General features: G+C 71.6%; 20 protein-coding genes and 1 pseudogene. 13 read left to right on the forward strand and 8 right to left on the reverse strand.

The features are described 5' to 3' along the window. The first annotated feature begins 46 nt into the window (after positions 1-46). From N5I75_RS30585 to N5I75_RS30600, 4 genes are all read left to right on the forward strand, one after another. Positions 47-514, forward strand: coding sequence for a MarR family winged helix-turn-helix transcriptional regulator (locus N5I75_RS30585; protein WP_476682770.1), 468 nt, complete (start codon positions 47-49; stop codon positions 512-514). A 46-nt stretch (positions 515-560) separates the two neighbouring features. Next, positions 561-3,482, forward strand: a complete 2,922-nt coding sequence (locus N5I75_RS30590; protein WP_476682771.1) for an FAD-binding and (Fe-S)-binding domain-containing protein — start codon at positions 561-563, stop codon at positions 3,480-3,482. A gap of 156 nt (positions 3,483-3,638) precedes the next feature. Further along, positions 3,639-5,120 carry a Gfo/Idh/MocA family oxidoreductase gene (locus N5I75_RS30595; protein ID WP_476682773.1) on the forward strand — a complete coding sequence of 494 codons (1,482 nt, stop codon included), beginning with the start codon at positions 3,639-3,641 and terminating at the stop codon, positions 5,118-5,120. Between the two features lie 115 nt (positions 5,121-5,235). Beyond that, complete coding sequence (locus tag N5I75_RS30600) at positions 5,236-6,756, forward strand: glycosyltransferase family 39 protein (protein ID WP_476682775.1); 1,521 nt, start codon at positions 5,236-5,238, stop codon at positions 6,754-6,756. Between the two features lie 30 nt (positions 6,757-6,786). Here N5I75_RS30600 and N5I75_RS30605 read toward each other — a convergent pair whose 3' ends face one another. Beyond that, positions 6,787-7,533, reverse strand: a complete 747-nt coding sequence (locus N5I75_RS30605) for a L,D-transpeptidase family protein (RefSeq protein ID WP_476682777.1) — start codon at positions 7,531-7,533, stop codon at positions 6,787-6,789. A gap of 199 nt (positions 7,534-7,732) precedes the next feature. On the opposite strand from N5I75_RS30605, the gene N5I75_RS30610 reads away from it, so the two are divergent. After that, a complete protein-coding gene (locus tag N5I75_RS30610) occupies positions 7,733-9,694 on the forward strand; it encodes an ABC transporter transmembrane domain-containing protein (RefSeq protein WP_476683132.1) in 1,962 nt (653 codons plus the stop codon). Further along, positions 9,691-11,493 carry an ABC transporter ATP-binding protein gene (locus tag N5I75_RS30615; protein ID WP_476682779.1) on the forward strand — a complete coding sequence of 601 codons (1,803 nt, stop codon included), beginning with the start codon at positions 9,691-9,693 and terminating at the stop codon, positions 11,491-11,493. Before N5I75_RS30610 ends, N5I75_RS30615 begins: the two co-directional genes overlap by 4 nt. Before the next feature lie 35 nt (positions 11,494-11,528). Here N5I75_RS30615 and N5I75_RS30620 read toward each other — a convergent pair whose 3' ends face one another. Beyond that, positions 11,529-12,323, reverse strand: a complete 795-nt coding sequence (locus N5I75_RS30620; RefSeq protein ID WP_476682781.1) for a metal-dependent hydrolase — start codon at positions 12,321-12,323, stop codon at positions 11,529-11,531. A gap of 97 nt (positions 12,324-12,420) precedes the next feature. On the opposite strand from N5I75_RS30620, the gene N5I75_RS30625 reads away from it, so the two are divergent. Together N5I75_RS30625 and N5I75_RS30630 are read left to right on the forward strand one after the other, a co-directional pair. Then, positions 12,421-14,994: a DEAD/DEAH box helicase gene (locus N5I75_RS30625; RefSeq protein WP_476682783.1), complete on the forward strand. Its 2,574-nt coding sequence runs from the start codon at positions 12,421-12,423 to the stop codon at positions 14,992-14,994. Positions 14,995-15,076: 82 nt separating this feature from the next. Then, positions 15,077-15,949, forward strand: coding sequence for an acyl-CoA thioesterase (locus N5I75_RS30630; RefSeq protein WP_476682785.1), 873 nt, complete (start codon positions 15,077-15,079; stop codon positions 15,947-15,949). 45 nt (positions 15,950-15,994) lie between these two features. Here N5I75_RS30630 and N5I75_RS30635 read toward each other — a convergent pair whose 3' ends face one another. After that, entirely contained in the window at positions 15,995-16,894 is a 900-nt protein-coding gene (locus tag N5I75_RS30635; protein ID WP_476682787.1) for a DUF6397 family protein, read from the reverse strand. Between the two features lie 139 nt (positions 16,895-17,033). Continuing rightward, positions 17,034-17,447, reverse strand: coding sequence for a roadblock/LC7 domain-containing protein (locus N5I75_RS30640; protein WP_476682789.1), 414 nt, complete (start codon positions 17,445-17,447; stop codon positions 17,034-17,036). 119 nt (positions 17,448-17,566) lie between these two features. On the opposite strand from N5I75_RS30640, the gene N5I75_RS30645 reads away from it, so the two are divergent. Next, the gene (locus tag N5I75_RS30645; RefSeq protein WP_476682791.1) at positions 17,567-17,995 is read left to right on the forward strand and encodes a PPOX class F420-dependent oxidoreductase; all 429 of its coding nucleotides are present in this window, start codon (positions 17,567-17,569) and stop codon (positions 17,993-17,995) included. Between the two features lie 43 nt (positions 17,996-18,038). Here the strand turns inward: N5I75_RS30645 and N5I75_RS30650 are convergent, their stop codons facing one another. Then, positions 18,039-18,482 (reverse strand): roadblock/LC7 domain-containing protein, encoded by a 444-nt coding sequence (locus N5I75_RS30650; RefSeq protein WP_476682793.1) that lies wholly within the window; start codon positions 18,480-18,482, stop codon positions 18,039-18,041. 610 nt (positions 18,483-19,092) lie between these two features. Between N5I75_RS30650 and N5I75_RS30655 the strand changes: the two are divergent. From N5I75_RS30655 to N5I75_RS30670, 4 genes and pseudogenes are all read left to right on the forward strand, one after another. Then, positions 19,093-19,692 (forward strand): annotated as a pseudogene (locus tag N5I75_RS30655) (class I SAM-dependent methyltransferase). Between the two features lie 258 nt (positions 19,693-19,950). Continuing rightward, positions 19,951-20,292 (forward strand): hypothetical protein, encoded by a 342-nt coding sequence (locus N5I75_RS30660; RefSeq protein ID WP_476682795.1) that lies wholly within the window; start codon positions 19,951-19,953, stop codon positions 20,290-20,292. A 207-nt stretch (positions 20,293-20,499) separates the two neighbouring features. After that, positions 20,500-21,396: a hypothetical protein gene (locus tag N5I75_RS30665; RefSeq protein WP_476682797.1), complete on the forward strand. Its 897-nt coding sequence runs from the start codon at positions 20,500-20,502 to the stop codon at positions 21,394-21,396. 112 nt (positions 21,397-21,508) lie between these two features. Continuing rightward, on the forward strand, positions 21,509-22,885 hold the full coding sequence (locus N5I75_RS30670; RefSeq protein WP_476682799.1) for a tannase/feruloyl esterase family alpha/beta hydrolase: 1,377 nt from the start codon (positions 21,509-21,511) through the stop codon (positions 22,883-22,885). Here N5I75_RS30670 and N5I75_RS30675 read toward each other — a convergent pair. From N5I75_RS30675 to N5I75_RS30685, 3 genes are all read right to left on the reverse strand, one after another. Then, the gene (locus tag N5I75_RS30675) at positions 22,882-23,064 is read right to left on the reverse strand and encodes a hypothetical protein (RefSeq protein WP_476682801.1); all 183 of its coding nucleotides are present in this window, start codon (positions 23,062-23,064) and stop codon (positions 22,882-22,884) included. The two genes, N5I75_RS30670 and N5I75_RS30675, sit on opposite strands and share 4 nt — an antisense overlap. Positions 23,065-23,215: 151 nt before the next feature. Beyond that, a complete protein-coding gene (locus N5I75_RS30680; RefSeq protein WP_476682803.1) occupies positions 23,216-24,283 on the reverse strand; it encodes a fatty acid desaturase family protein in 1,068 nt (355 codons plus the stop codon). A 164-nt stretch (positions 24,284-24,447) separates the two neighbouring features. Further along, positions 24,448-24,661: hypothetical protein (locus N5I75_RS30685; protein WP_476682805.1), on the reverse strand; the 214-nt coding region annotated here is incomplete at its 5' end.

A 24,661-nucleotide genomic window follows, 5' to 3' on the forward strand; every position in this document is an offset into this window, starting at 1 on the left:
TGTTACCTATACTCACAATGCACAAAGTCCTGCTAATGTTCCCGGCATGAGTACCCCGGACGCCGACGGCTTCCTCGCCGAGCAGTTGCTGAGGCTCACGCGCCGCCTGCAGCGCATACAGAAACGCCAGCTGGAACCCGTCGGGATCACGCCCGCCCAGTCCCGGCTGCTGCGCACGCTGGTGCACTACGAGACGCCCCCGCGCATGGCCGATCTCGCCCAGCGCCTGGAGGTCGTGCCCCGCGCCGTCACCAGTGTCGTGGACGGGCTCGAAGCCGGTGAGCTGGTGCGCCGCGTGCCCGACCCCACCAACCGCCGCGTCATCCGGATCGAGCTGACCGAGCGGGGCCGGGCCGCCCTGCGGGAGCTGCGCAGCGCGCGCCGCGCGGCCGCGGAGGAGATCCTGGCCCCGTTGGACGCACCGCAGCGCGCCCAGCTCACCACATTGCTGAACGCGCTGTTCGAGGCCCCCCGCGACCTGAGACCGGAGCGCCCGCGCGAACATGAGAGCTGATCGACCCGCGTAAGAGCACCGCACCGAACGAGGAGAGGCGAGAGGCATGCCGCTGCTGGAGCCGAAGCCGGAAGCCCTGCGACCCGGATCCCGCCCGTTGGTCCCGGCGCACGACCGGGTCACGGACGCGCAGGCGGACGGCACGCCCGAGCCACTGCGCTCGGACCTGGAGCGGCTGCTCGGCGCGGACAAGGTCCTCACCAAGATCTCCGACCTCGTGCGGTACGCCTCCGACGCGAGCCCCTATCGCTTCGTGCCGAAGGTCGTGGTGGTCGCCGAGGACATCGACGACGTGTCGGCCGTGCTGTCGTACGCCCACGGCAAGGGCCGCGAGGTCGTCTTCCGCGCGGCGGGCACGTCGCTGAACGGGCAGGCGCAGGGCGAGGACATCCTGGTGGACGTCCGTAAGTTCTGGTCCGGCGTCGAGGTCGTCGGCGACGGTTCGCGGGCGCGCATCGGCCCCGGCACCACCGTCGTACGGGCCAACATGACGCTGGCCCGGTACGGGCGCGTGCTCGGCCCCGACCCGGCGAGCGCCGTCGCCTGCACGGTCGGCGGCGTGGTCGCGAACAACGCGTCGGGTATGACGGCGGGCACCACCCGCAACTCGTACCGCACGGTCGCCTCGCTCACCTTCGTCCTGCCGTCCGGAACAGTCGTGGACACCGCCGACCCGGCGGCCGACGAGGAGCTCGCGCACGCCGAACCGGCGCTGTGCGAGGGCCTGATGGCGATCAAGCGGGAGATCGAGGCGGACGCGGAGCTGACGCGCCGGATCCGCGCCAAGTACGAGATCAAGAACACGAACGGCTACCGGCTGGACGCCTTCCTCGACGGCTCGACGCCGGTCGAGATCATGCGCGGCCTGATGGTCGGCTCGGAGGGCACCTTCGGGTTCATCTCCGACATCGTCTTCGAGACCCTGCCCCTGGACCGGCGCGTCTCGACGGCGCTGCTCTTCTTCCCGTCGCTGCCCGCGGCCGCGGCGGCGGTACCGCTGTTCAACGAGGCCGGGGCGCTGGCCGTCGAGCTGATGGACGGCAATACGCTGCGGGCGTCGGTCAGCGTGCAGGGCGTGCCGCAGGACTGGGCCGAGCTGCCCAAGGAGACGACGGCGCTCCTTGTCGAGTTCCGCGCGCCCGACGAGGAGCGGCAGGCCGCCTACGAGGACGCGGCGGCCAAGGTGCTCGAAGGGCTCGAACTCGTCACCCCTGTCGCCTCGGTGACCAACGCGTTCACGCGCGAGGCGGGAACGATCAACGGGTACTGGAAGGCGCGCAAGGCGTTCGTGACGGCGGTCGGCGGCGCCCGCCCGTCGGGCACCACGCTGATCACCGAGGACTTCGCCGTTCCGCCGTCGCGTCTGGCGGAGGCGTGCGAGGCGCTGCTCGAACTGCAGACACAGCACGGCTTCGACGCCGCCGTGGCCGGCCATGCCGCCCATGGCAACCTGCACTTCCTGCTGGCCTTCGACGCCGCGCTGCCGGCCGACGTCGACCGGTACGCGGCCTTCATGGACGACTTCTGCCGTCTGACGGTGGAGCGGTTCGACGGCTCCCTCAAGGCCGAGCACGCCACCGGCCGCAACATCGCGCCCTTCCTGGAGCTCGAATGGGGGCCGCGCGCCACGGAGCTGATGTGGCGCACGAAGCAGATCATCGACCCCGACGGCGTGCTCGCGCCCCGCATCGTCCTCGACCGCGACCCGAAGGCGCACCTGCGCGGCCTGAAGACCATCCCCAAGGTGGAGCTGATCGCCGACCCGTGCATCGAATGCGGCTTCTGCGAGGACACCTGCCCCAGCGAGGACCTGACCACCACGCCGCGCCAGCGCATCGTGCTGCGCCGCGAGATGATGCGCCAGCCCGCCGGTTCCCCGGTCGAGGACGCGCTGATCGACGCGTACGGCTACGACGCGGTGGACACCTGCGCCGGGGACTCCACCTGCAAGCTGGCCTGCCCAGTCGGCATCGACACCGGGGCCTTCATGAAGGGTTTCCGACACGCCCGGCACTCGCCCCGCGAGGAGAAGGTCGCCGCGCTCACAGCGAAGAACTTCAGGGCCGTCGAGGCGTCCGCGCGGCTCGCCGTGGCCGCCGCCGACAAGATCGGCGACCGGCTGCTCACCGCCGTGACCGACAAGGCCCGCAAGGCGGTCCGGCCCGACCTGGTGCCCGAGTGGCTGCCGGAGATCCCGGCCGCGGCCTCCCGCAAGATGCCCCGCACCGCGCGCGTGGGCGCCTCGGCCGTCTACTACCCGGCGTGCGTGAACCGCATCTTCGGCACTCCGGGCGACGTGTCGCTCCCCCAGGCCGTCGTCGCGGTCTCCGCACGCGCGGGGCGGCCGGTGTGGATCCCCGGCGACGTCGCGGGCACCTGCTGCGCCACGATCTGGCACTCCAAGGGGTACGACGAGGGCAACACGATCATGGCGAACCGGATCGTCGAGGCGGCCTGGGGCTGGACCGCGGGCGGCCGCCTCCCGCTCGTCGTCGACGCCTCGTCCTGCACGCTCGGCATCGCGCACGAGGTGGTGCCGTACCTCACCGACGACAACCGGGCACTGCACGCGGAGTTGACCATCGTCGACTCCCTCGTCTGGGCCGCCGAGGAGCTGCTGCCGCACCTCACCGTCGAGCGCACGATCGGTTCGGCCGTGCTGCACCCCACCTGCTCCATGGAACACCTCGGTGACGTGGCCCAGTTGCGGGCGGTCGCCGAGGCCTGCGCCGACGAGGTCACCATCCCGGACAATGTGGGCTGCTGCGCCTTCGCCGGCGACCGCGGCATGCTCCACAAGGAACTGACCGAGACCGCGACCCGCAGAGAGGCCGCGGAGGTCACCTCGCGCGCGTACGACGCGTACCTCTCGGCGAACCGGATGTGCGAGGTGGGCATGGACCACGCGACGGGTCATACGTATCACTCCGTGCTCGTGGAGCTGGAGCGGGCGACGCGGCCCGCCTGACTCCTCCACCGCACGGCGCGCTGGGCGTGCGGCGCGCTGGGCGTGCGCGACAGAAGTCCAACTCCCCGGCCCCTTCCGTCCCTTGCGTCCCTCACTCGGCCCCTCCAAGGTGGCAGGCGTTTGCCCGGCACCGCACCCGCCAGCCTTGGAGGTCCGATGCACGACGACAACCTGCCCTCGTACGAGACGCCCGAGCCCGACGAGCAAGCCACGTCCGGCTACGGCTCCGGACCCGACGGCCGCTCCCGACGCGACGTCCTGCGCACCGCGGGCGTCGCGGGCGCCGGTCTCGGCCTCGCCGCGTTCGGCGGCACGGGCGCGGCCAACGCCGCCACCGAGGCGGACTCCGCGCCCGCCGCCGCCTCCGAAGCCGCCGCCCCGGCCCGGCAGGGCCGCACGATGGTCGGTGTACCGTTCGAGCGGCGCTCCACGGTCCGCGTCGGGATCATCGGTCTCGGCAACCGCGGCGGCAGCATGATCGACCTGTTCCTCGCCATGCCGGGCGTCCGCGTCGTCGCCCTGTGCGACCCGGTGAAGGAGAAGACGGCCCGCGCGGCGGCGAAGGTGACAGCCGCGGGCCAGCCGGCCCCGGCCACGTACACCAAGGGCGACCACGACTTCGAGAACCTCTGCAAACGCGGTGACCTCGACTTCGTGTACGCGGCGACGCCGTGGGACTGGCACTTCGAGATGGCGAAGGCGGCGATGCTGAACGGCAAGCACGTCGGCGTCGAGTGCCCCATCGCACTCCAGCTCGACCAGTTGTGGGAGCTGGTGAACCTCTCCGAACGCACCCGCAGACACTGCATGCAGCTGGAGAACTGTTGCTACGGCCGCAACGAGATGCGTGTCCTGCGGATGGCGCACGCGGGCAAGTTCGGACAGCTCCTGCACGGCGCGGGCGCGTACAACCATGATCTGCGCGGCCTGATGTTCGACCCCGACTACTACGAGGGCCCGTGGCGCCGCCTGTGGCACACCCGGCTCCGCGGCGACCTGTACCCGAACCACGGCTTCGGCCCGGTCGCCAACTACATGGACGTCAACCGCGGCGACCGCGTCACCCACATCTCCAGTTTCGGCACCCCGTCCCTGGGCCTGGCCGAGTACCGCGCGGCGCACATGCCGAAGTCCGACCCGAGCTGGAAGGAGTCGTACATCGAGTCGGACCGCACGATCAGCCTCGTCCAGACGGCCAAGGGGCGCGTGATCCGCCTGGAGCACGACGTCAGCACCCCGCACCCCTACTCCCGCATCAACCAGCTCGGCGGCACGAAGGGCGTGTTCGAGGACTACCCGGAGCGCATCTACCTCGAGCCCGACCACACGAACGACACCTGGGGCGACTTCGGCGCCTACGCCGACTTCGACCACTGGCTGTGGAAGGAGCACGCCAACCCGCCCGGCGGCCACGGCGGCATGGACTACATCATGGTGTACCGCCTCATGCAGACGATGCGCCTCGGACTCGTCCCCGACTTCGACGTGTACGACGCCGCGACCTGGACCTCGCCGGTCCCGCTGAGCCACCTGTCCATCAAGGCGAAGGGCGCGCCGCAGGAGATCCCCGACTTCACGCGCGGCGAGTGGCGCAAGAAGCGCGCCGGGGTGGACTCGGAGAAGCCCACCGAGGAGTGAGCGGCGCGGCTCTCCCCGGCTGACGCGGGGCCTCGACCGTCGCCCGCGCCGCCAGTACGCTCCCGGCGCACCGACACACCGGTGCGCCAAGGGGAGGCGGCGGGAGGCGGGGGACATGGGCGAGGACGACGCGCGGCCGCAACCGGGCGCGGCGGAGCTCGCACCGTTTCCCTGGCGGCCGCTGCTGTGCGTCGTCGCCGCGTACGCGGGCGCCTTGACCCTGCTCTCGGCGCGCTACGGCTACCACCGCGACGAGCTGTACTTCCGCGCCGCGGGCCACCACCTCGACTGGGGCTACGTCGACCAGCCGCCGCTCACTCCCCTGCTCGCCCGCGCCTCCACCGAGGTCTTCGGGGACAGTCTGGCCGGCCTGCGGGTGGTGGCGACGCTGGCCGCGGCAGTGACGGTTCTCGTCGTCGCCCTGCTGGCACGGGAGTTGGGCGGCGGACGCGGCGCCCAACTCCTCGCGGCCGTGCTCGCGGCGCTCGGGGCGCAGGCGCTGGCGGTCGGGCACATGGTGTCCACGGCGACGTTCGACCTGCTCGGGTGGGCGGCGGTGAGCTGGTTCGTCCTGCGGGTGCTGCGGACCGGGGACGGGCGGTGGTGGCTCGCGGCCGGCGCGGTCACCGGGGTCGGCGTGCAGAACAAGTTCCTGGTGGTGCTGCTCGTCGCGGTGCTGCTCGTGTCGATCGTGTGCGTGGGGCCGCGCCGGGTGCTGCGCGGTGGCTGGTTCCTCGCCGGTTGCGGCGCGGCGCTGGCCCTGGCCGCGCCGACCCTGTGGTGGCAGGCGGCGCACGACTGGCCCCAGTTCACGGTGGCCCGCGGCATCAGCGAGGACGACGGGGCCGAGAACCGCGCCCTGCTCGTCCCCCAGCAACTGATCTACCTCTCCCCGCTGTTCGTGCCCGTGTGGGTCGCCGGGTGGCTCCGGTTGTGGCGTGCACCCGGCGTGCGGTGGGCGCGGGCGTTCGCCCTCGCGTATCCGCTGCTGTGCGCGGTGGTGCTGGCGCTCGGCGGCAAGGGGTACTACACGGTGCCGCTGCTCATGGTGCTGCTCGCGGCGGGCTGCGAGCCGACGTTGCGGTGGGCGGCGAGACCGGGGGCAAGGGCGGTGCGGCGTTCCCTGCTGGTGGCCGCCGTGGTGGTTTCTACCCTGGTCAACGCCGTCATCACGTTGCCCGTACTGCCGCCCTCCGTGCTCTCCGTGCCGATGGCGCTCAACAAGGAGCAGGGCGAACAGCTCGGCTGGCCCGAACTGGCCGACGCCGCGCGGCAGGGATGGGCCCGCATCCCGCCCCGGGAGAGAGCCCGCGCCACCGTTCTCACCGGCAACTACGGTGAAGCGGGCGCCCTTGCGCGCTACGGCCCGGCGCGAGGGCTGCCCCTCCCCTACTCCGGCCATATGAGCTACGCCGACTGGGGTCCGCCGCCCGACTCCGCGAACGGGCCCGTCCTGCTCGTCCGGATGGCCGACGCCTCCGGCATCGACCGGCATTTCACCGGCTGCCGCACGGTCGCCCGCGTCGACAACGGCCACGACCTGGACAACGAGGAACAAGGCGCGGCGATCGTCCTCTGCGACGGTCCCGCACGGCGGTGGTCGGTGCTGTGGCCGTCATTGCGCCACACGTACTGACCCTCGTCCCGAGCCGGGATCAGGCCGCCGTCACGCCTTGAGTTCGGCCTTGTCCCCCATCACGACGACCGGGTGCTGCGCGGGGTCGAGCGTCTTGAGCAGGTACTCCATGTCCGCCTTCGACTGGCTCACACAGGCCGACGTCCCGCTGCCGTGGTCCATGTGCAGCCAGATGCTGCCGCCCTTGGACTGCCCCTGCGGGCGGGTCGGATCGTTCGGCGGGGTGCCCTTCGCTCGGTTGTAGTCGATGGCGACGACGTAGTCGAAGTCGTGCCAGTGCGACTTGGCCCAGTAGTGCGGCGCCTGGATCGACGCGGTCTGCGTGTAGGGCAGCTTCGCGCCGGGGTCGGCGAGCACGCCACCGGCGTCGCTGAGCGTGAACACGCCCACGGGGCTGCGCTTGTCGCCCTCGCGGTGGTTCGTCGTCCAGCCCTTCTTGCCGTTGTGCCCGGACCAGCTGCGCTCCTTCTTCCAGGTGTCGCCGGACTTGGTGAACAGGGCGATGGTGGCGTCCGCGGAGTCCTTGCCGTCCCCGTAGACCGCCACGACCTGACGCGAGTTCGCCGGTATCCGCTGCTGGTAGCGGTCGCCGACATCGGGGATGCGCTTGAGGTCGACGGCCTTGGCCACGTCGCCGTGCGCGTCGTCCGCGGCGCGGTGCCCGCTCGACGTGTCCTGTCGGCCGCCGTCGTCGGACCCGCACGCCCCCAGCGTGGTCAGTAGGACTCCGCACGCCGCCATCGCGACGCCCGCTCGAACCGCTCCCGCATTACGCATGCGTTCCATGGTCGCACCACACGTCGCGAACCTCCGGGGCGGGCCTGAGCCCCCTGACGATCCGGGCCGAATTTTTGCCGCGCGCCGGAAAACCGTTTGCTTCCGGTCACGGCGGAGCGCGAACCTTTCACGGTTTGTTCCAACCGCGATGCCCGCGAAATCTGTCCTCGCGGTTCTCCCTTTCGAGCTCTGGGACGTCATGCAGATCTCCGACCTTCCGTATCCCGATCCGGGCGTGCCCGACGCACGCTCCGGCCCCCGGTTCCTGCTCTGGCTCGGCCGCAACCAACTCGGCGGCCAGCTCAAGTCCCTCGCCTGGGGTCTGCTCCACTTCACGTCCGTCGCCGGTCTGCCGTACGGCGTCGGCTACGCCGTGCAGGCCGTCGTCGACGGTTCCGGCGCCCGCCTCGCCCTGGCCGGCGGCCTGATCGTGCTCCTCGGCATCGCCATCGCGCTCGGCGACACGATGCTGCACCGCACGGCCGTGACGAACTGGATCACCGCCGCCGCCCGCGTGCAGCAGCTCCTCGCCCGCCGCACCGCGGCGCTCGGCTCCGCCCTGACCAGGCGGGTCGCCGCGGGCGAAGTGGTGGCCGTGTCCACCGGCGACGTGGAGAAGATCGGATGGTTCGTCGAGGCGCTCTCCCGCTTCGCCGCCGCCGCCGTCACCATCGTCCTCGTCTGCGTCGGCCTCCTGATCTACCAGCCCGCTCTCGGTGTCGTCGTCGCGCTCGGCATGCCGGTGCTCGCCCTCGCCGTCCTGCCGCTGCTGCCGCGCGCCACCCGTCGCGCGGACCACCAGCGCGACAAGGCCGGAAAGGCCACCGAACTCGCCTCCGACACCGTCGCCGGACTCCGTGTGCTGCGCGGCATCGGCGGCGAGGAACTCTTCCTCGACCGCTACCGCCGCGCCTCGCAGGAGGTCCGCGAGGCCGCCGTGCGCAGCGCCCGCATGTGGTCGCTGATCTCGTCGGTCCAGGTGCTCCTCCCGGGTCTGCTGCTCATCGTGATCGTCTGGTACGGCGTCCATCTCGCGCGCGAGGGCCGGATCAGCGTCGGCGAACTCGTCACCGTGTACAGCGCGGTGATGATCCTCAACTACCCGCTGCGCCACTTCGAGGAGATCGCCATGGCGTACTCCTTCTCCCGGCCCTCCGCCCAGCGCGCCGCCAGGGTGCTGTCCCTGGAGCGCGTCATCGAGCCGTCGGGCGGGCTGCGTGACGCGGCCGCTCCGACCGGGGATCTGTACGACCCCGCGACCGGTCTGCTGGCCCCGGCCGGGCTGCTCACCGCGGTGGTGTGCGGCGACCCGGACATGGCGGGCCGTCTCGCGGACCGGCTGGGCGGGCACGCGACGTCCGGCGACACGTCCGGGCACGCTCCCCCTCCCGATCCCGATGGACGTGCTTCCGACGCCGACTCCGGCCCCGGCTCCGGCTCCGGGAAGGAAGGTGGAGGTGACACCGGCACGCCGTCCGTACTGATGGGCGGGGTACCTCTCGACGAGCTGCCGTTGAACGTGGCGCGGACCGCGGTCCTGGTCCAGGACAAGGACCCGGTGCTGCTCTCCGGCACCCTGGCCGAACTCTTCGACGTGCCGTCCTCCGGAACCGTCCGTCCCGAGGAGGCGCTGGACGCGGCGCAGTGCTCCGACGTCCTCGCCGCCCTCGCCCAGGCGTCCTTGGACGACGACCCGATGAACGCCCGCATCACCGAACGCGGCCGGTCCCTGTCCGGCGGCCAGCGCCAGCGCCTGGCCCTCGCGCGCTCCCTCGTCACCGACCCCGAGGCGCTGGTGCTCGACGAGCCGACGTCCGCCGTCGACTCGCACACGGAGGCCCGTATCGCCCAGGGCCTGCGCACTTTGCGCCGCGGCCGCACCACGGTGGTGCTCAGTTCGTCGCCGCTGCTGCTCGACCGCGCCGACCGCGTCGTCTTCGTGCACGAGGGCGAGGTGGCGGCGGTCGGCGAACACCGTGAACTGGTCCACACCGAGCCCCGGTACCGCGCGGTGGTCACGCGAGAGACGGACGAGGAGACGGCCGCCGCCCACGCCCACACTCGTGCGAGCACCGGGGCCCGCACCTGGACCGGCGCCGGATCGGGCGCCGCTTCCGGCCCCGCGTCCGCCATCGAGATCGACATCGAGGAGACGGCATGATCGGCGTAGCGCCACCGGCCTACGACCCGGCGGCCCCCACCACGGCGAACACGCTGCCGGTCGGCGCCCCGGCCACGGTCCGCGCGTACGTCCGCGAGCTGTACCAGCGCCACCGCCGCGCCTTCCTGCTGCTGATCGGGGCGAACACGCTCGCCGTCATCGCCTCTATGGCGGGCCCCTATCTGCTGGGCGGCGTGATCCAGGACGTGGCGGACGGCTCCGAGGGGGCCGGTGCCGCCCTGCGCGACCTCCCTCTGGAACGCACCATCGCCCTGTTCGCCCTGGCTCTCGTCGTTCAGGCGGTGTTCGTGCGGCAGGTGCGGCTGCGCGGGGCGATGCTCGGCGAGCGGATGCTGGCGGACCTGCGCGAGGACTTCCTGGTGCGGTCGGTCGGACTGCCGCCGGGCGTCCTGGAGCGGGCCGGTACGGGTGACCTGCTGTCCCGGATCACCACGGACATCGACCGGCTCGCGAACGCGATGCGGGAAGCCGTGCCGCAGCTGTCGATCGGCGTCGTCTGGGCGGGGCTGCTCATCGGCGGACTCGCGGTGACGGCGCCGCCGCTGGCGCCCGCGATCCTCGTCGCCGTCCCCGTCCTGGTGCTCGGGTGCCGCTGGTACTTCAAGCGGGCCCCCTCGGCCTACCGTTCCGAGGCCGCCGGATACGCGGCCGTCGCGGCGGCACTCGCCGAGACCGTGGACGCCGGGCGCACCATCGAGGCGCACCGGCTCGGTGCCCGCCGTGTGGAGCTGTCCGAGCGCCGCGTCAAGGAGTGGACGGCCTGGGAGCGGTACACCCTCTATCTGCGCTCCGTCTTCTTCCCGGTGATCAACGCCGTGCACGTCCTGGTCCTGCTGTCCGTCCTGCTGATCGGCGGCGTCTTCGTCCTCCAGGGCTGGATCGGCGTGGGCCAGCTGACGACGGGCGCGCTCATCGCGCAGATGCTCGTGGACCCGCTCGGCCTGATCCTGCGCTGGTACGACGAGCTCCAGGTCGCCCAGGTGTCCCTGGCCCGCCTCGTCGGCGTGCGGGACATCGAGCCGGACGCGGGCGACGCCTCCGTCCGGCCCGACGGCCGCGACGTACAGGCGGACCAGGTGCACTTCGGCTACCGGGAGGGCGTCGACGTCCTGCGTGAGGTCACCCTCGACGTCGCTCCGGGCACCCGGCTCGCCCTGGTCGGTCCGTCCGGCGCGGGCAAGTCGACGCTCGGCCGGCTGCTCGCCGGGATCTACGCACCCCGGCGCGGACAGGTCACGCTCGGCGGCGCGGAGCTGTCGCGGATGCAGGCCGAGCGGGTGCGGTCCCACGTCGCCCTGGTCAACCAGGAGCACCACGTCTTCGTGGGCTCCCTCCGCGACAACCTGCGGCTGGCCAGGACCGGCGCCGAGGACGCCGAGCTGTGGGCGGCCCTGGGCGCGGTCGACGCCGACGGGTGGGCGCGCGGCCTCGTCGACGGTCTCGACACGGAGGTCGGCTCGGGCGGGGCAGCACTCACCCCGGCGCAGGCCCAGCAGATCGCGCTGGCCCGTCTGGTCCTCGCCGACCCGCACACGCTGGTCCTGGACGAGGCGACGTCGCTGCTCGACCCGCGCGCGGCACGGAACCTGGAGCGCTCGCTCGGCCGTGTCCTCGACGGCCGCACCGTCGTGGCCATCGCGCACCGGCTGCACACCGCGCACGACGCGGACGTCATCGCCGTCGTCGAGGAGGGCCGGATCCGGGAGCTGGGCAGCCATGACGAACTGGTCGCGGCGGACGGGGCGTACGCGGCCCTGTGGCGCTCCTGGCACGGTTAGCCGCCACCGGAGGTGATCGCGGTGCGCGGCCGGGCTCAGATGAAGTTGAGCGCGGCCGCGCACCCCACGCCGCCGAGCACCATGAAGGCGGGCATCAGCACCTTCAGCTCGACCCAGCTGCCCGCCCGGAACCGCATCGCCTTGGGCGGCCCGATCGGGTACCAGCGCTTGCGGCCGATCGGGATGGGCCACAGGATCGGGCAGCCCGAGACGGTGAGCGCGTCCCCGATGTCGTGGATCAGCGCGCCGAGCACGATCGGCAGGCCCAGCCACAGGTACTCCTGGCCCGGCTCCTCGAAGAGCCAGCCCGCCCCGTTGTTCGGCTGGTCCAGGACACCGGCCAGGATCCAGGCGCTGGTAGCGGCGAGCAGCCACACCAGGACATCGCTGCTGGAGCCGCGCGCGGCGCGCCAGAGCAGGCCCTCGATGGCGAGCACCATGTGGACGAACAGGATCCCGAGGACGGTCCAGCGTCCACCGTAGATCGCGGCGGCTGAGGTGCCCGCCCCTATGAGGACCGCCCACAGCCAGGTGTGCGTGAGGGTGCGGTGGCCGCCGGAACGGCGCGGGTCGCCTTGTTTGCGGGTGGCCTTGTAGACGGCGTACGACAGTTTGTCGACGATGCCGCAGACGGCCCGGGAGACCGGTCCGAAGGCGCGGGAGATGGTCGCCGACTTGTGGTCGAGATCGGGGGCGAGGGCGGCACCCGCGCAGATCAGCGCTCCGACCAGGACGACCGGCCAGGGCATCGGGTGCCCGGCGGCGGCCGCGGCCGCGCCCACCCCCAGCCAGGCCGCCGCTCCTGACAGCGAGTGTGCCGGTCCCATCATGGTGGTGTTCCGCCCCATTCTTCTTCTGTCGACGCCCGATCGCCCCCATCGGGCCGTGCGCATGCTGACGCCGCGTCGGCCACTCAGCGTAGCGTTCGTGATCTTCGTACGGGCATCCGATTCCCTGATCGGGACAGAAGCCAGGCAAGATGGTGACGTGACCCTTATCGATCAGCTTCCGCAGACCGCCGACCCGGACGCCCTCTACGACGCCTTCGAGTCGTGGGCCGAGGAGCGTGGTCTCACCCTCTATCCCCACCAGGAGGAGGCGCTGATCGAGGCGGTATCGGGGGCGAACGTGATCGTCTCCACGCCCACCGGGTCCGGCAAGAGCATGATCGCGGCGGGCGCGCACTTCGCCGCCCTCGCGCGTGACGAGGTCACCTTCTACACGGCGCCCATCAAGGCGCTGGTCTCCGAGAAGTTCTTTGAGCTGTGCAAGCTGTTCGGCACGGAGAACGTCGGCATGCTGACCGGCGACGCGTCCGTGAACGCGGACGCGCCCGTCATCTGCTGCACCGCCGAGGTCCTCGCCTCGATCGCACTGCGGGACGGCGCGCAGGCCGACGTCGGCCAGGTCGTCATGGACGAGTTCCACTTCTACGCGGAGGGCGACCGCGGCTGGGCCTGGCAGATCCCGCTCCTCGAACTGCCGCAGGCGCAGTTCATCCTGATGTCGGCGACGCTCGGCGACGTCTCGATGTTCGAGAAGGACCTCACGCGCCGCACCGGCCGTCCTACCTCCGTGGTGCGCTCGGCGACCCGCCCGGTCCCCCTCTCCTACGAGTACCGGCTGACCCCTCTCACCGAGACGCTGACCGAGCTGCTCGACACGCGGCAGGCGCCGGTCTACATCGTGCACTTCACGCAGGCGCAGGCCGTCGAGCGGGCGCAGGCGCTGATGAGCATCAACATGTGCACGCGCGAGGAGAAGGACAAGATCGCCGAGCTGATCGGCAACTTCCGCTTCACCACCAAGTTCGGCCGCAACCTCTCCCGTTACGTACGGCACGGCATCGGTGTGCACCACGCCGGCATGCTGCCCAAGTACCGTCGCCTCGTCGAGAAGCTGGCCCAGGCCGGTCTCCTCAAGGTCATCTGCGGCACCGACACCCTCGGCGTGGGCGTCAACGTCCCCATCCGCACAGTGTTGTTCACCGCCCTGACCAAGTACGACGGCAACCGCGTCCGCACGCTGCGCGCCCGCGAGTTCCACCAGATCGCGGGCCGCGCCGGACGGGCCGGGTTCGACACGGCCGGTTTCGTGGTGGCGCAGGCGCCCGAGCACGTCATCGAGAACGAGAAGGCCCTCGCGAAGGCCGGCGACGACCCGAAGAAGCGCCGCAAGGTGGTCCGCAAGAAGGCGCCGGAGGGTTTCGTCGGCTGGACGGAAAGCACCTTCGAGAAGCTGATCGGTTCCGACCCCGAGCCGCTGACCTCGCGCTTCCGTGTCACGCACACCATGCTCCTGTCGGTCATCGCCCGGCCCGGCAACGCGTTCGAGGCGATGCGCAAGCTGCTCGAGGACAACCACGAGCCGCGCAAGGCGCAGCTGCGCCACATCCGCCGTGCCATCGCGATCTACCGCTCGCTGCTCGACGGCGGCATCGTCGAGAAGCTGGACAAGCCGGACCCGACGGGCCGCATCGTGCGGCTCACCGTCGACCTGCAGCAGGACTTCGCGCTGAACCAGCCGCTGTCGACGTTCGCCCTCGCCTCCTTCGACCTGCTCGACAAGGAGTCGCCGTCGTACGCGCTCGACATGGTCTCGGTCGTGGAGTCCACGCTCGACGATCCGCGGCAGATCCTGCACGCCCAGCAGAACAAGGCGCGTGGCGAGGCCGTCGCCGCGATGAAGGCGGACGGGGTCGAGTACGAGGAGCGCATGGAGCGCCTCCAGGACGTCTCGTACCCGAAGCCCCTGGAGGAGCTGCTCCACCACGCGTACAACACGTACCGCACGAGCCACCCGTGGGTCGGCGACCACCCGCTGTCGCCGAAGTCCGTCATCCGCGACATGTACGAGCGGGCGATGACCTTCACGGAGTTCGTCTCCTTCTACGAGCTCGCGCGCACCGAGGGCATCGTCCTGCGGTACCTGGCGAGCGCGTACAAGACGCTCGACCACACCGTGCCCGACGACCTGAAGTCGGAGGACCTGGAGGACCTGATCGCCTGGCTGGGCGAGATGGTGCGCCAGGTCGACTCCAGCCTCCTGGACGAGTGGGAGCAGCTCGCCAACCCCGAGGTGATGACCGCCGAGGAGGCGCAGGAGAAGGCCGACCAGGTCAAGCCGGTCACGGCCAACTCCCGCGCGTTCCGCGTGCTCGTCCGCAACGCCATGTTCCGGCGCGTGGAGCTCGCCGCGCTCGACGACGTCCAGGAGCTCGGCGAGATGGACGCCGAGTCGGGCTGGGACGCCGACGCCTGGGGCGAGGCCATGGACAAGTACTGGGACGAGTACGAGGACCTCGGCACCGGTCCGGACGCCCGCGGCCCCAAGCTGCTCATGATCGAGGAGGATCCGGGGCACGGCCTGTGGAAGGTCCGGCAGACGTTCGCCGACCCCGAGGGCGACCATGACTGGGGCATCAGCGCCGAAGTCGACCTCGCGGCCTCCGACGCCGAGGGCCGCGCCGTCGTCCGGGTCACGGACGTCGGCCAGTTGTAGATCCACGGCCGGGCGGACGCCAAGGTCCGCCCGCGCCCACGCGCCGGAACCGTCCGGTCGCGCACACGAGAGAGAACCACGCATGACGAACCCTGCGGAACGGCTTGTCGACCTGCTCGACCTGGAGCAGATCGAGGTCAACATCTTCCGCGGACGCAGCCCCGAGGAGTCCCTGCAGCGGGTCTTCGGCGGGCAGGTCGCGGGCCAGGCCCTGGTCGCGGCCGGACGCACCACGGACGGCGACCGTCCGGTGCACTCGCTGCACGCGTACTTCCTGCGCCCGGGCCGCCCGGGCGTGCCCATCGTGTACCAGGTCGAGCGGGTCCGGGACGGCCGCTCCTTCACCACGCGCCGGGTCACCGCCGTGCAGCAGGGTCGCACGATCTTCAATCTCACCGCCTCCTTTCACAAGCCCGAGGAAGGTGCCTTCGAGCATCAGTTGCCGCCGGCCCGGCACGTGCCGGACCCCGAGTCGCTGCCGACCATCGCCGAGGAGATCAAGGGCCACCTCGGCGCTCTGCCGGAGGCGCTGGAGCGCATGGCGCGCCGCCAGCCCTTCGACATCCGCTACGTCGACCGGCTGCGCTGGTCGCCCGAGGAGATCGAGGCCGCGGAGCCGCGCAGCGCCGTGTGGATGCGTGCCGTCAGCCCGCTGGGCGACGATCCGCTCGTGCACACCTGCGCGCTCACGTACGCGAGCGACATGACGCTGCTCGACGCGGTGCGGCTGCCGATCGAACCGCTGTGGGGCCCGCGCGGCTTCGACATGGCCTCGCTCGACCACGCCATGTGGTTCCACCGTCCCTTCCGGGCCGACGAGTGGTTCCTCTACGACCAGGAGTCGCCGATCGCCGTGGGCGGCCGGGGTCTGGCCCGTGGCCGCATCTACGACATCGAGGGGCGTCTGCTGGTCTCCGTGGTCCAGGAAGGTCTGTTCCGCAAGCTCCAGGGGTGACCCGCGCCGTCCAGAGCGCCGCTCGACCGGCTCAGTCCTCGTGGGTCAACCTCGTCTGCCGAGGAGCCGCCCCCACAGTCCGTGAGTCGGTTTGCCGTCCGGAGTCTGTGGAGCGCGCGTCTGTGGAGCGGCGGGAGCGGTCTCTGCCCCTGGCTCGGACTCGGGCATCGCTTCGGGCGTCGTGGGGCGCGGGGCCGGCCGCAGACGGCGCGCCTCCGCCATGCTCAGGAGCAGGTTCGCCCGCAGCCAGCTGATCTCGTCGGGGTTGTCGGCGATCATGATGCGCTCGACCACCTGCGCCGTCGCCGACTCGGGCGCTCCGTACCAGGACTCCTCGGGCCGCAGGTGGCGCAGGTAGGCACGCTCGTAGGGGCTCTCGACGAGTTCGGTGAGCTGGGCCGCGTCCAGGAGCGTCGCCATCGCGGCGGCCCGGTCCCAGGGATCACTGCTCTGCCCCAGGAGGTATCCCGCGTGCCGCGCCCGCCACCTCCTCGGCCGCAGATCCTCACCGGCCGAGAGGCGGGCGCGCAGTTTGTCCGGTGCGCGGCCGGTCAGCAGCGGCGCGTGCAGCTCCGAAGCCGCGAACTCGCGCAACTCCTCCGCGAGATACAGCCACACCACCGTGCGATAGCGGTTCAGGTAGAACTTGGCCGGGACGAGCAGGCCCGCCCGGGCGAGCCGGGTGAAGCGGGTCGGCGGGATCTCCATGAGGCGCGCGCCCTCTGCCGTACCCACCACTTTCACCTGGGCCAGCAGCGCCTCGGGGAACCCCTCGCTGTCGCGGATCCGCTCGATCTCCGCCCGCGGGACCCGGCGACGGCCCCCGTCCGTCGCCGCGACCGTACGGATACGGCCGAGGCGTACGGCGAGATCGAACTCGCTGCGTTTCAGCCCCAGTTCACGGGCGGCGCTGCCCTGGGGCCTGGTCATGATGGAGCCCTGCATGGTGGTTCTCCCCCGTCGGTCGACGACCTCGGTCACGCTCCGTGACCGCTCGGGAGAACCGTAGCCCGTTCCGAAGAAATCCGTCGGGGCCTGTGGATAACTCCGCTGCGCCCGCTCCGCGCCACGTCATAGCCGCAGCTCAGAGGTCTATCACCGGGGCCCGGTCGGGGTGGCGGGCGTCGACGGCCAGATGCTCCCCGACCCGGTTCACGAGCAGCGTCATCTCGTACGCGACCTGGCCGATGTCGGCCTCGGCGGAGCTGAGCACGCACAGACAGCTACCATCCCCGGCGGCGGTGACGAAGAGCACCGCGTCGTCGAACTCGATCATCGTCTGGCGCACCCTGCCGGCGTTGAAGTGGCGGCCCGACCCCTTCGCGAGGCTGTGCAGTCCGGAGGAGACGGCGGCGAGATGCTCGGCGTCCTCGCGCCGCAGGTCCGTACTGGCTCCGGTCACGAGGCCGTCGTTGGACAGGACCAAGGCGTGCCGCACATGTTCGACGCGCTGCGTCAGGTCGTCCAGCAGCCAACCGAGTCCCGCGTTCTGCCCCATGATCCCGTCTCCCCGCTTCCTCTGGCTCCCCATGCCCCGGAGGGGACCGCTCCCCTGCCCGGAGGATCTCTTTCGCCAGCCTTCCCCACGGTCGGCGTCCGGGCAAGCAAGATGACCTCATGGCACACAAGATGACCGATGAGGAATGGCATGCCTTCGTCTCCGAGGGCACGCGCACCGCGAAGCTGTGCACCGTGCGAGCCGACGGCAGCCCGCACGTCGCACCCGTCTGGTTCGTCCTGGACGGCGACGACATCGTGTTCAACACCGGAAAGGACACGGTCAAAGGCCGCAACCTGGCGCGCGACGCGCGCGTGGCCCTGTGCGTCGACGACGAGCGGCCGCCGTTCTCGTTCGTGACGGTCCAGGGCCGCGTCGAACTCAGCGAGGACCCGGCCGAACTCCTCGACTCCGCGGCCCGGATCGGCGGCCGGTACATGGGCGAGGACCGCGCCGAGGAGTTCGGCCGGCGCAACGCGGTGCCGGGCGAACTGGTCGTCCGGGTGCGGGTGGAGAAGGTCGTCGCCATGGGCGACGTCGCCGACTGACCCGCGCCCGCGGGCACGCGTCTCCCCCGGGGCCCTGCCTCAGTCAGCTCGCGGCCGACGGGTGCCGGGCGGCGCGCCCGGTCTCCGTACGGAGGTGCTCGCCGACCGTGTCGACCAGGCGCGCCATCTCGTAGGCGACGAGGCCGATGTCGGCGCTCACGTCGCTCAGGACGGCGAGGCAGGAACCGCCGCCCGTGGCGGCCACGAAGAGGAAGCCGCCGTCCATCTCCACCATGGTCAGCCGTGCGCCTCCGGTGCCGAAGCGCCGCCCTGTCCCCTTGGCGAGGTGGTTGAACCCGGAGGCGACGGCGGCCAGATGCTCACCGTCGGCGCGTCCGAGCCCGGCGGACGCGCCGACGGGCAGGCCGTCGCCGGACAGGACGAGGGCGTGGCGCAGTGCGGGTACGCGGCGCGCCAGGGCGTCGAGGAGGCCGTCGAGCGCGGTGGAGCGGCGGGGCGCCGCAGGGGCGGCCGAATCTTTGATCATCTCGGGTCTCCTTCGCTGATGTCGCCGCCGGGCGGGCGTCCGCCGCCTCTGGCCCAGCCGTCCCGGAAGGACGTCATGCGGGCCCGTGCCTGTTCAGGGGTGCGCTCGGCCCGGTCCTGGACGTGCGTGGGCGCCGTGCGCGGGTCGGGGTGCTCCCGCAGTTGAGGCGCGAGGCTCGCCTGACGTACGCGACGCGGCAACTCGTTCTCGGGTGGAAAGGCGGGTGGAAAAGCGGGTGGAAAGGAGGGTGGGAGGGCCGACGGGAAGGCGGGTGAGGGGGTGGCAGGGGTGAAACGGGCATCCATGGGCGCTGCTTCCGCTCGGGCACGCGCGCGTAGCGGCGCAGTTCTGGAAGATGAAGGTCGCGACCCGGCAAGCTAGTCATGACGGGGGCGCACGAGGGAGCGCGTTTCGAAAGCTGCTGCGATATGACGGAGATGCTCCAGCGACGACCGTCTTCACGCCGCCTTCGAACCATCTTCGAACCCCATTCGAATCACATCCGAATTGCCACAGAGGCCCGTATCGCGGCAGTGGCGAACGCGGAGGGCAGCGCCTACGCCGCATGGCGGGACGTCGCCCGTCGGAGGACCGCGCCATCATGGGGACCATGACCGATGACCACGCGCGCGTGCAGGAGTTCTTCTCGGCCCGGGCCGCTAGCTGGGACACCCGCTTCCCTGACGACGGTCCCGCCTACGCCGCCGCCGTGGCCGCCCTCGGGCTCCGCCCGGGCGACAGGGTGCTCGACGCGGGATGTGGCACCGGCCGCGCCCTGCCGCCGCTGCGGGCTGCCGTGGGGCCCTCGGGTACGGTGCTCGGCGCCGACCTGACGTAGGCCATGCTGGAGGCCGCCGCACGGGCCGGACGGGACAGCGAGGGACAACTGCTCCGCACGGACGTGACACGGCTGCCGCTGGGAACGGCGACGCTGGACGCGGTGTTCGGGGCGGGTCTCATCTCCCACCTGCCGCAACCGGCGCGGAATTTGCGCGAGTTGGCGCGCGTGGTGCGGCCCGGTGGACTGCTCGCGCTGTTCCATCCGATCGGGCGTCGAGCCCTGGCCGCGCGACAGGGCCGGGAGATCACCCCGCAGGACCTGCGGGCGGAGCCCAACCTGCGCCCGCTGCTCGCCGGTTCCGGCTGGCGCATGACCTCGTACGTCGACGAGGACGCCCGCTTCCTGGCGCTGGCAGTGCGCACGGACTGACCCCGCCGGTCCCCGGACTCCCGCCGTCACCACGGCGCATGCACCCGTCCCATCGCGCGCGACGAGCCGCGCCGCACTCGCCTGCTTGCGCGACACACTCGAGAGCCTCCATCCGGCGCGGCGCTGACCGGCTCCGTACCGACCCTCTTCTGTCACCATGAAGGCACCATGAAGACGCCATGGAGCCGACTCCGCGACGGGACCGGGAGTCGGCGGGACGGCGCCCCTTCGGGGCTTCGGCCGGGGACGGTGACGCACATGCTCGACAGGGCCCGCAAGTCCTGGACCGCCTGGCGCAGGAAGGTCGCTCGTCGCGAGGAGCGGCTGCGCGACGAGCAACGGTCCGCGCGCAGGGCGCGTCGGCCGACCGAGGGCCATGACCGGCCGCACAACCTGTTCGAGGCGGCGGCCGCCTATGTGGCGGCCTGCGCCGAGGACGACCAGGAGCGGATCGACGAGGCCGAGGGCTGGGTCGAGCCGAGCGCGCTGGTCTTCGGCGTCAACGAGCTGGCGTGCCGGGCGCTCATCGCCCTCGCGCGCGAGCGGGACGAGTCGCCGCGCGTGGTGGCGCGGAACCTTCTCGGACTGCCCGCGGCCTGACGCGCCCCGGCACAAGGGCACGCGCCGGCATCGCCACCCAGGGTCGGGCACGAGAACCGCACGAGGCGCACACGCGATGTCGACATGTCCCCGACAGACTCGCCGACGACGGCCTGTCGGACGGCTTTCCTGGTCACCGCCCCTGTACGGCGCCGACCGCGACTGACTAAGGTCACGCCGACGGACCGAAGCTTAGGGGAGGCAGGCATGGCCGGCACGGACGACGCCGTCGTCACCGAGGACGACGCGCTGTACGTACTGACGGCGCTGTTGCTCACTCCGGCGACGTTCCCCAGCGTGCTGGGCGACGACTATCCCGAGGCGTGTGCCGCCCTGGGACTCCCGCCGCTGGCCGACGGCTACGGGCTGGTCCTCGGCCAGGACGGCGACGGCGCGCGCTGGACGGTCGTCGTCGACGACGTGTCCCTCGTGGCCGTGGCCATCGCCTCCTGGGACTGCGGCATGGAGTACGACCTCTCCCCGGACGAGAGGAGCATGGTCGCCGCGTTGCCCGGCTGGCCGCTCGCGCTGGCGGTGGCCGCCCCGAACGTTCCCGCGCCGCACGACCCCGCACCCGATCCGGAGAACGCCGACGTGCCGCCTCTCAGCCCTCCGGACACACAGACGTGGGGTCCGGCGCAGCGGCGGCTCGGAGCGGACGAGATAGCCCTCCAGTGGGCTTCCTGGCGCTCCCAGCTCGACGACGACCAGTTCGCCCCGAGCTCCGGAGCCGAGGAGCCCCAGGAGGACGAGAAGACGCACCGGGACGGAGAGACGCCGGGAGACGGAGAGACGCACGGGGACGAGGAGACGCGGCCCTCCGCATCGGGCAGTTCGCACAAGGGCGTCCAGCGCGTCCTGACCGAGGCGCGCGCCTACGTGGACACTCCCCCGCCGCTGGGTCGCGTGCGGTCGGCGTTCGCGGCGGGCGGCGCCCGTACGCTGCGCGCCGACGGTCCCGGCTGGTCCATGGTGGCGCGTACCGACGACATCGCCTTCATCCTGCTCGACGAGGAGCCCGGCGAGGTGCTGCCGGTCGGCCGCGGCCCGGAACTGCCCGGCCTGCTGGAGGCGCTCGACAAGATGGCCGTCCGGCCCGCCTGAACCCGCCGCACCACATAGGGAGCGTGCCTTGCATGTGCTCCCCACCCATGGATGCATGCCGGCTCCGCCCCGACGATGAGGCCTCTTCCCGCCACTTCGAGGAGGCCTTCTCATGCGCACGCCCGAAACCGTTCCCTTGTTGGCCGCAGCATTGTTGGCCCTGGCCGCTTCCGGGCCGCAGGCCGCGAGCGGCGCTCCCGCGCACGAGGGCCACTGCGCCCGTGCGGCCCACGCGCGCGTGCCGGGCGCGCATCTGCAGCAGCGGGCCTGTCTGGACGACCTGACGACCGCCGGGCTCGCAGGCACCCCGTACACCGACATGGCCGACCAGGCCGGGCTGACCGCGCCAGGGACGCGGAATCCGTCCGGTGTGCCCGGTCTGCAGATCGACGGGTACTTCGGGGACGACTCCCGGACGAACACGACGCACGGGTGGAACCACGACGCCCAGTTCGTGATCCGGATGCCCGACCGCTGGAACGGCGGCCTGGTGGTCACCGCCGCCCCGGGCAACCGCAAGCAGTACGCGACCGACACGGCGATCTCCGACCGTGTCCTCGCGCAGGGGTACGCGTACGCGGCGACCGACAAGGGCAACACGGGGCCGGACTTCTACCGGGACGGCACCCGCCCCGGCGACGCCGTCGCCGAGTGGAACGCCCGCACCACACAGCTCACCCGGGCCGCGAGGAAGGTCGTGGCCCAGCGCTACGGTTCCGCGCCGCGACGCACGTACATGACCGGCATCTCCAACGCGGGCTACCTGACGCGCTGGCAGCTCGAGAACCATCCGGAGCTCTACGACGGAGGCGTCGACTGGGAGGGCGTCCTGTGGACGGCGGACGGGCCCAACCTGTTGACGTCCCTGCCGACGGCCGTGGCGCTGGGCCGGGGAGCCGCCGACGCGGACGACATGTACGCGGCCGGTTTCGCCCGCGGCTCGGAGTTCCTGTGGCCCTACCACCAGAAGGCGTACTGGGGGCTCACGCAGAAGGTGTACCGCGCGGAGTTCGACCCGGCGTACGACCTGAACTGCCCCGGGACGTCCGCCGGGTCCACGACGGAGGAGATCCTCGCCCCGTGCGCCTCCGACGCCTCGTACGACTACGCGGCGCGCTCCCGGTCGGTGCACCGGGCCGTCGCGCGCGTGGCCCTGACCGGGCGGATCGGCAAGCCGCTGATCACTCTGCAAGGCGATCTGGACACCCTGCTGCCGATCGCGACGGACGCCGACGTGTACCGGCGCATGGTCGACGCACGGGGCCGCGGCCGGCTGCACCGCACGTACACGATCCAGGGCGGCACGCACACCGACGGCCTCTACGCCACCTATCCGGACCGGCTGCGACCGATCCTGCCGTGCTACCGGGACGCCTTCGACGCCCTCACCCGCTGGTCCCAGGACGGGACGGAGCCGCCCGCGGACCGCACCGTCGGACGGCCCACGAGCGGTGACGTCGTCAACACGTGCTCGCTACGGACGTCCTAGCGGCCTATCTCCTTGCGTGTGACGCGGCGGAGCCTGCGCCGCTGCGAGGGGTCGAGCGTCAGGTACGCCGCGGTGGGCACGCCCAGCACGATGAGCAGGGCCGCCCACCACGGCAGCCAGATCAGCAGGATGATCCCGGCCGCCACGCCTCCCGCGGCGACCTTCGCGTTCCTCGACATGTGTGTGGCCTCCTTCGGAGCGGCCCGCCCTCGGACGAGTGGGGCGAGTTCGCCTCTGCCTTGAGAAACGGGTCCACGCCGTCGGCAGTTCCGGCGCCCGACCCTGATACGACCCTGATCCCGCACCCCTGAGACGCCACCGGGTCGCGGGTCAGATGTCGGCGCGCAGCGGCTCTCCCACTTCATACATGTGACGCAGCGCCTGGCGATAGGAGTCGACCAGACCGGTCTCCGTGAAGGGGATGCCGAGGCGTGCGCAGTGCGCCTTCACCATGGGCTGGGCGAGGCGCAGATGGGGCCGCGGCATGCTCGGGAACAGGTGGTGCTCGATCTGGTAGTTGAGGCCGCCGAGGAACCAGTCGGTGAGCGCGCCGCCCTTGATGTTGCGCGAGGTGAGGACCTGGCGCCGCAGATGGCCCCACTTGTCGCCGTCCGGGTCGGGCATCTCCATGCCCTTGTGGTTGGGCGCGAAGGCCATCCCGAGATGCAGTCCGAACAGGGCCTGGTGCAGTGCGGTGAAGGCGAGGGCGTGGCCGAGCGGCATGGTGGTCAGCAGCAGTGTCACGTAGGCGACGACATGGGCGACGAGAAGGGTGCCCTCGACGAGGCGCTCCCGTCCGCTCTGCCGCCGCAGGTCCTGGAAGCCGGAGACCTTCAGGGCGAGCCCTTCGAGCAGGGTGAGCGGGAAGAACAGCCACGCCTGGTGGCGGGTGAGCCAGCCGCGGAAGCCCACGCGCGTGGCGGCCTGTTCGCTGGTGAAGACGAGGACGTCGGCGGCGACGTCGGGGTCCTTCTCGATGTGGTTCGGGTTGGCATGGTGTTTGTTGTGCTTGTGGTTCCACCATCCGTAGCTCATGCCGAGCATTAGGTTGCCGTGGATCAGGCCGATGACGCGGCTCACGGACCGGTTGCCGGTGATCTGGGCGTGCCCCGCGTCATGGCCGATGAACGCCGTGCGGGCGCCCAGGACCGCCAGGACGGGTGCCAGGGCGAGGACCCACCAGGAAGCACCTATGAGCGCCATGCCGGTGACGACCGCGGCCAGGGCGAGGGTGTTGACCGCGATGGTGCGCACGTACCAGCCGGTGCGCCGGTCGAGCAGGCCCTGCCCCTTGACGTCGCGCAGCAACGGCGTGAACTCACTGCCTTCTTCGGGCGGGAGCTGCCGTGCGCCGGCTTCCGCGGCGTTCTCCGGCAGGGGGACAACGGCCAAGGCCATGGCGGTACTCCGGTCTGTGGAAGAGGGTGGCGGCTGCGGACCGCGAACCCGGCCCGACCTGGAAAAACCTACGAACAGCGGACCTTGGTCGGCCATGGCGCCATCACCCGGACCGGGCGGGGGCCAGCGCACCCGCACGGTAGGGGCAGCCCCACCCTTAGGGGTCAAATGACCTGAAACACTCCCTGCGGGCGCCCGTCCGGGTTGACCGCCGTGTACCCTCGCGTCTTCCAGGGCGAGTAGTCAAACTTGAGGAATACGAGGAAGCCGCCATCTCCGAGCACACGCATCCCGCACCCAGCCTTGCCGAGACCGCCGAACTCGCCCGTTGCCGCGCCGTGTTCACGCCGGGCGACCCGGCGCGCACCTCGACCGTCG

This window comes from Streptomyces sp. R818 (assembly GCF_056172735.1).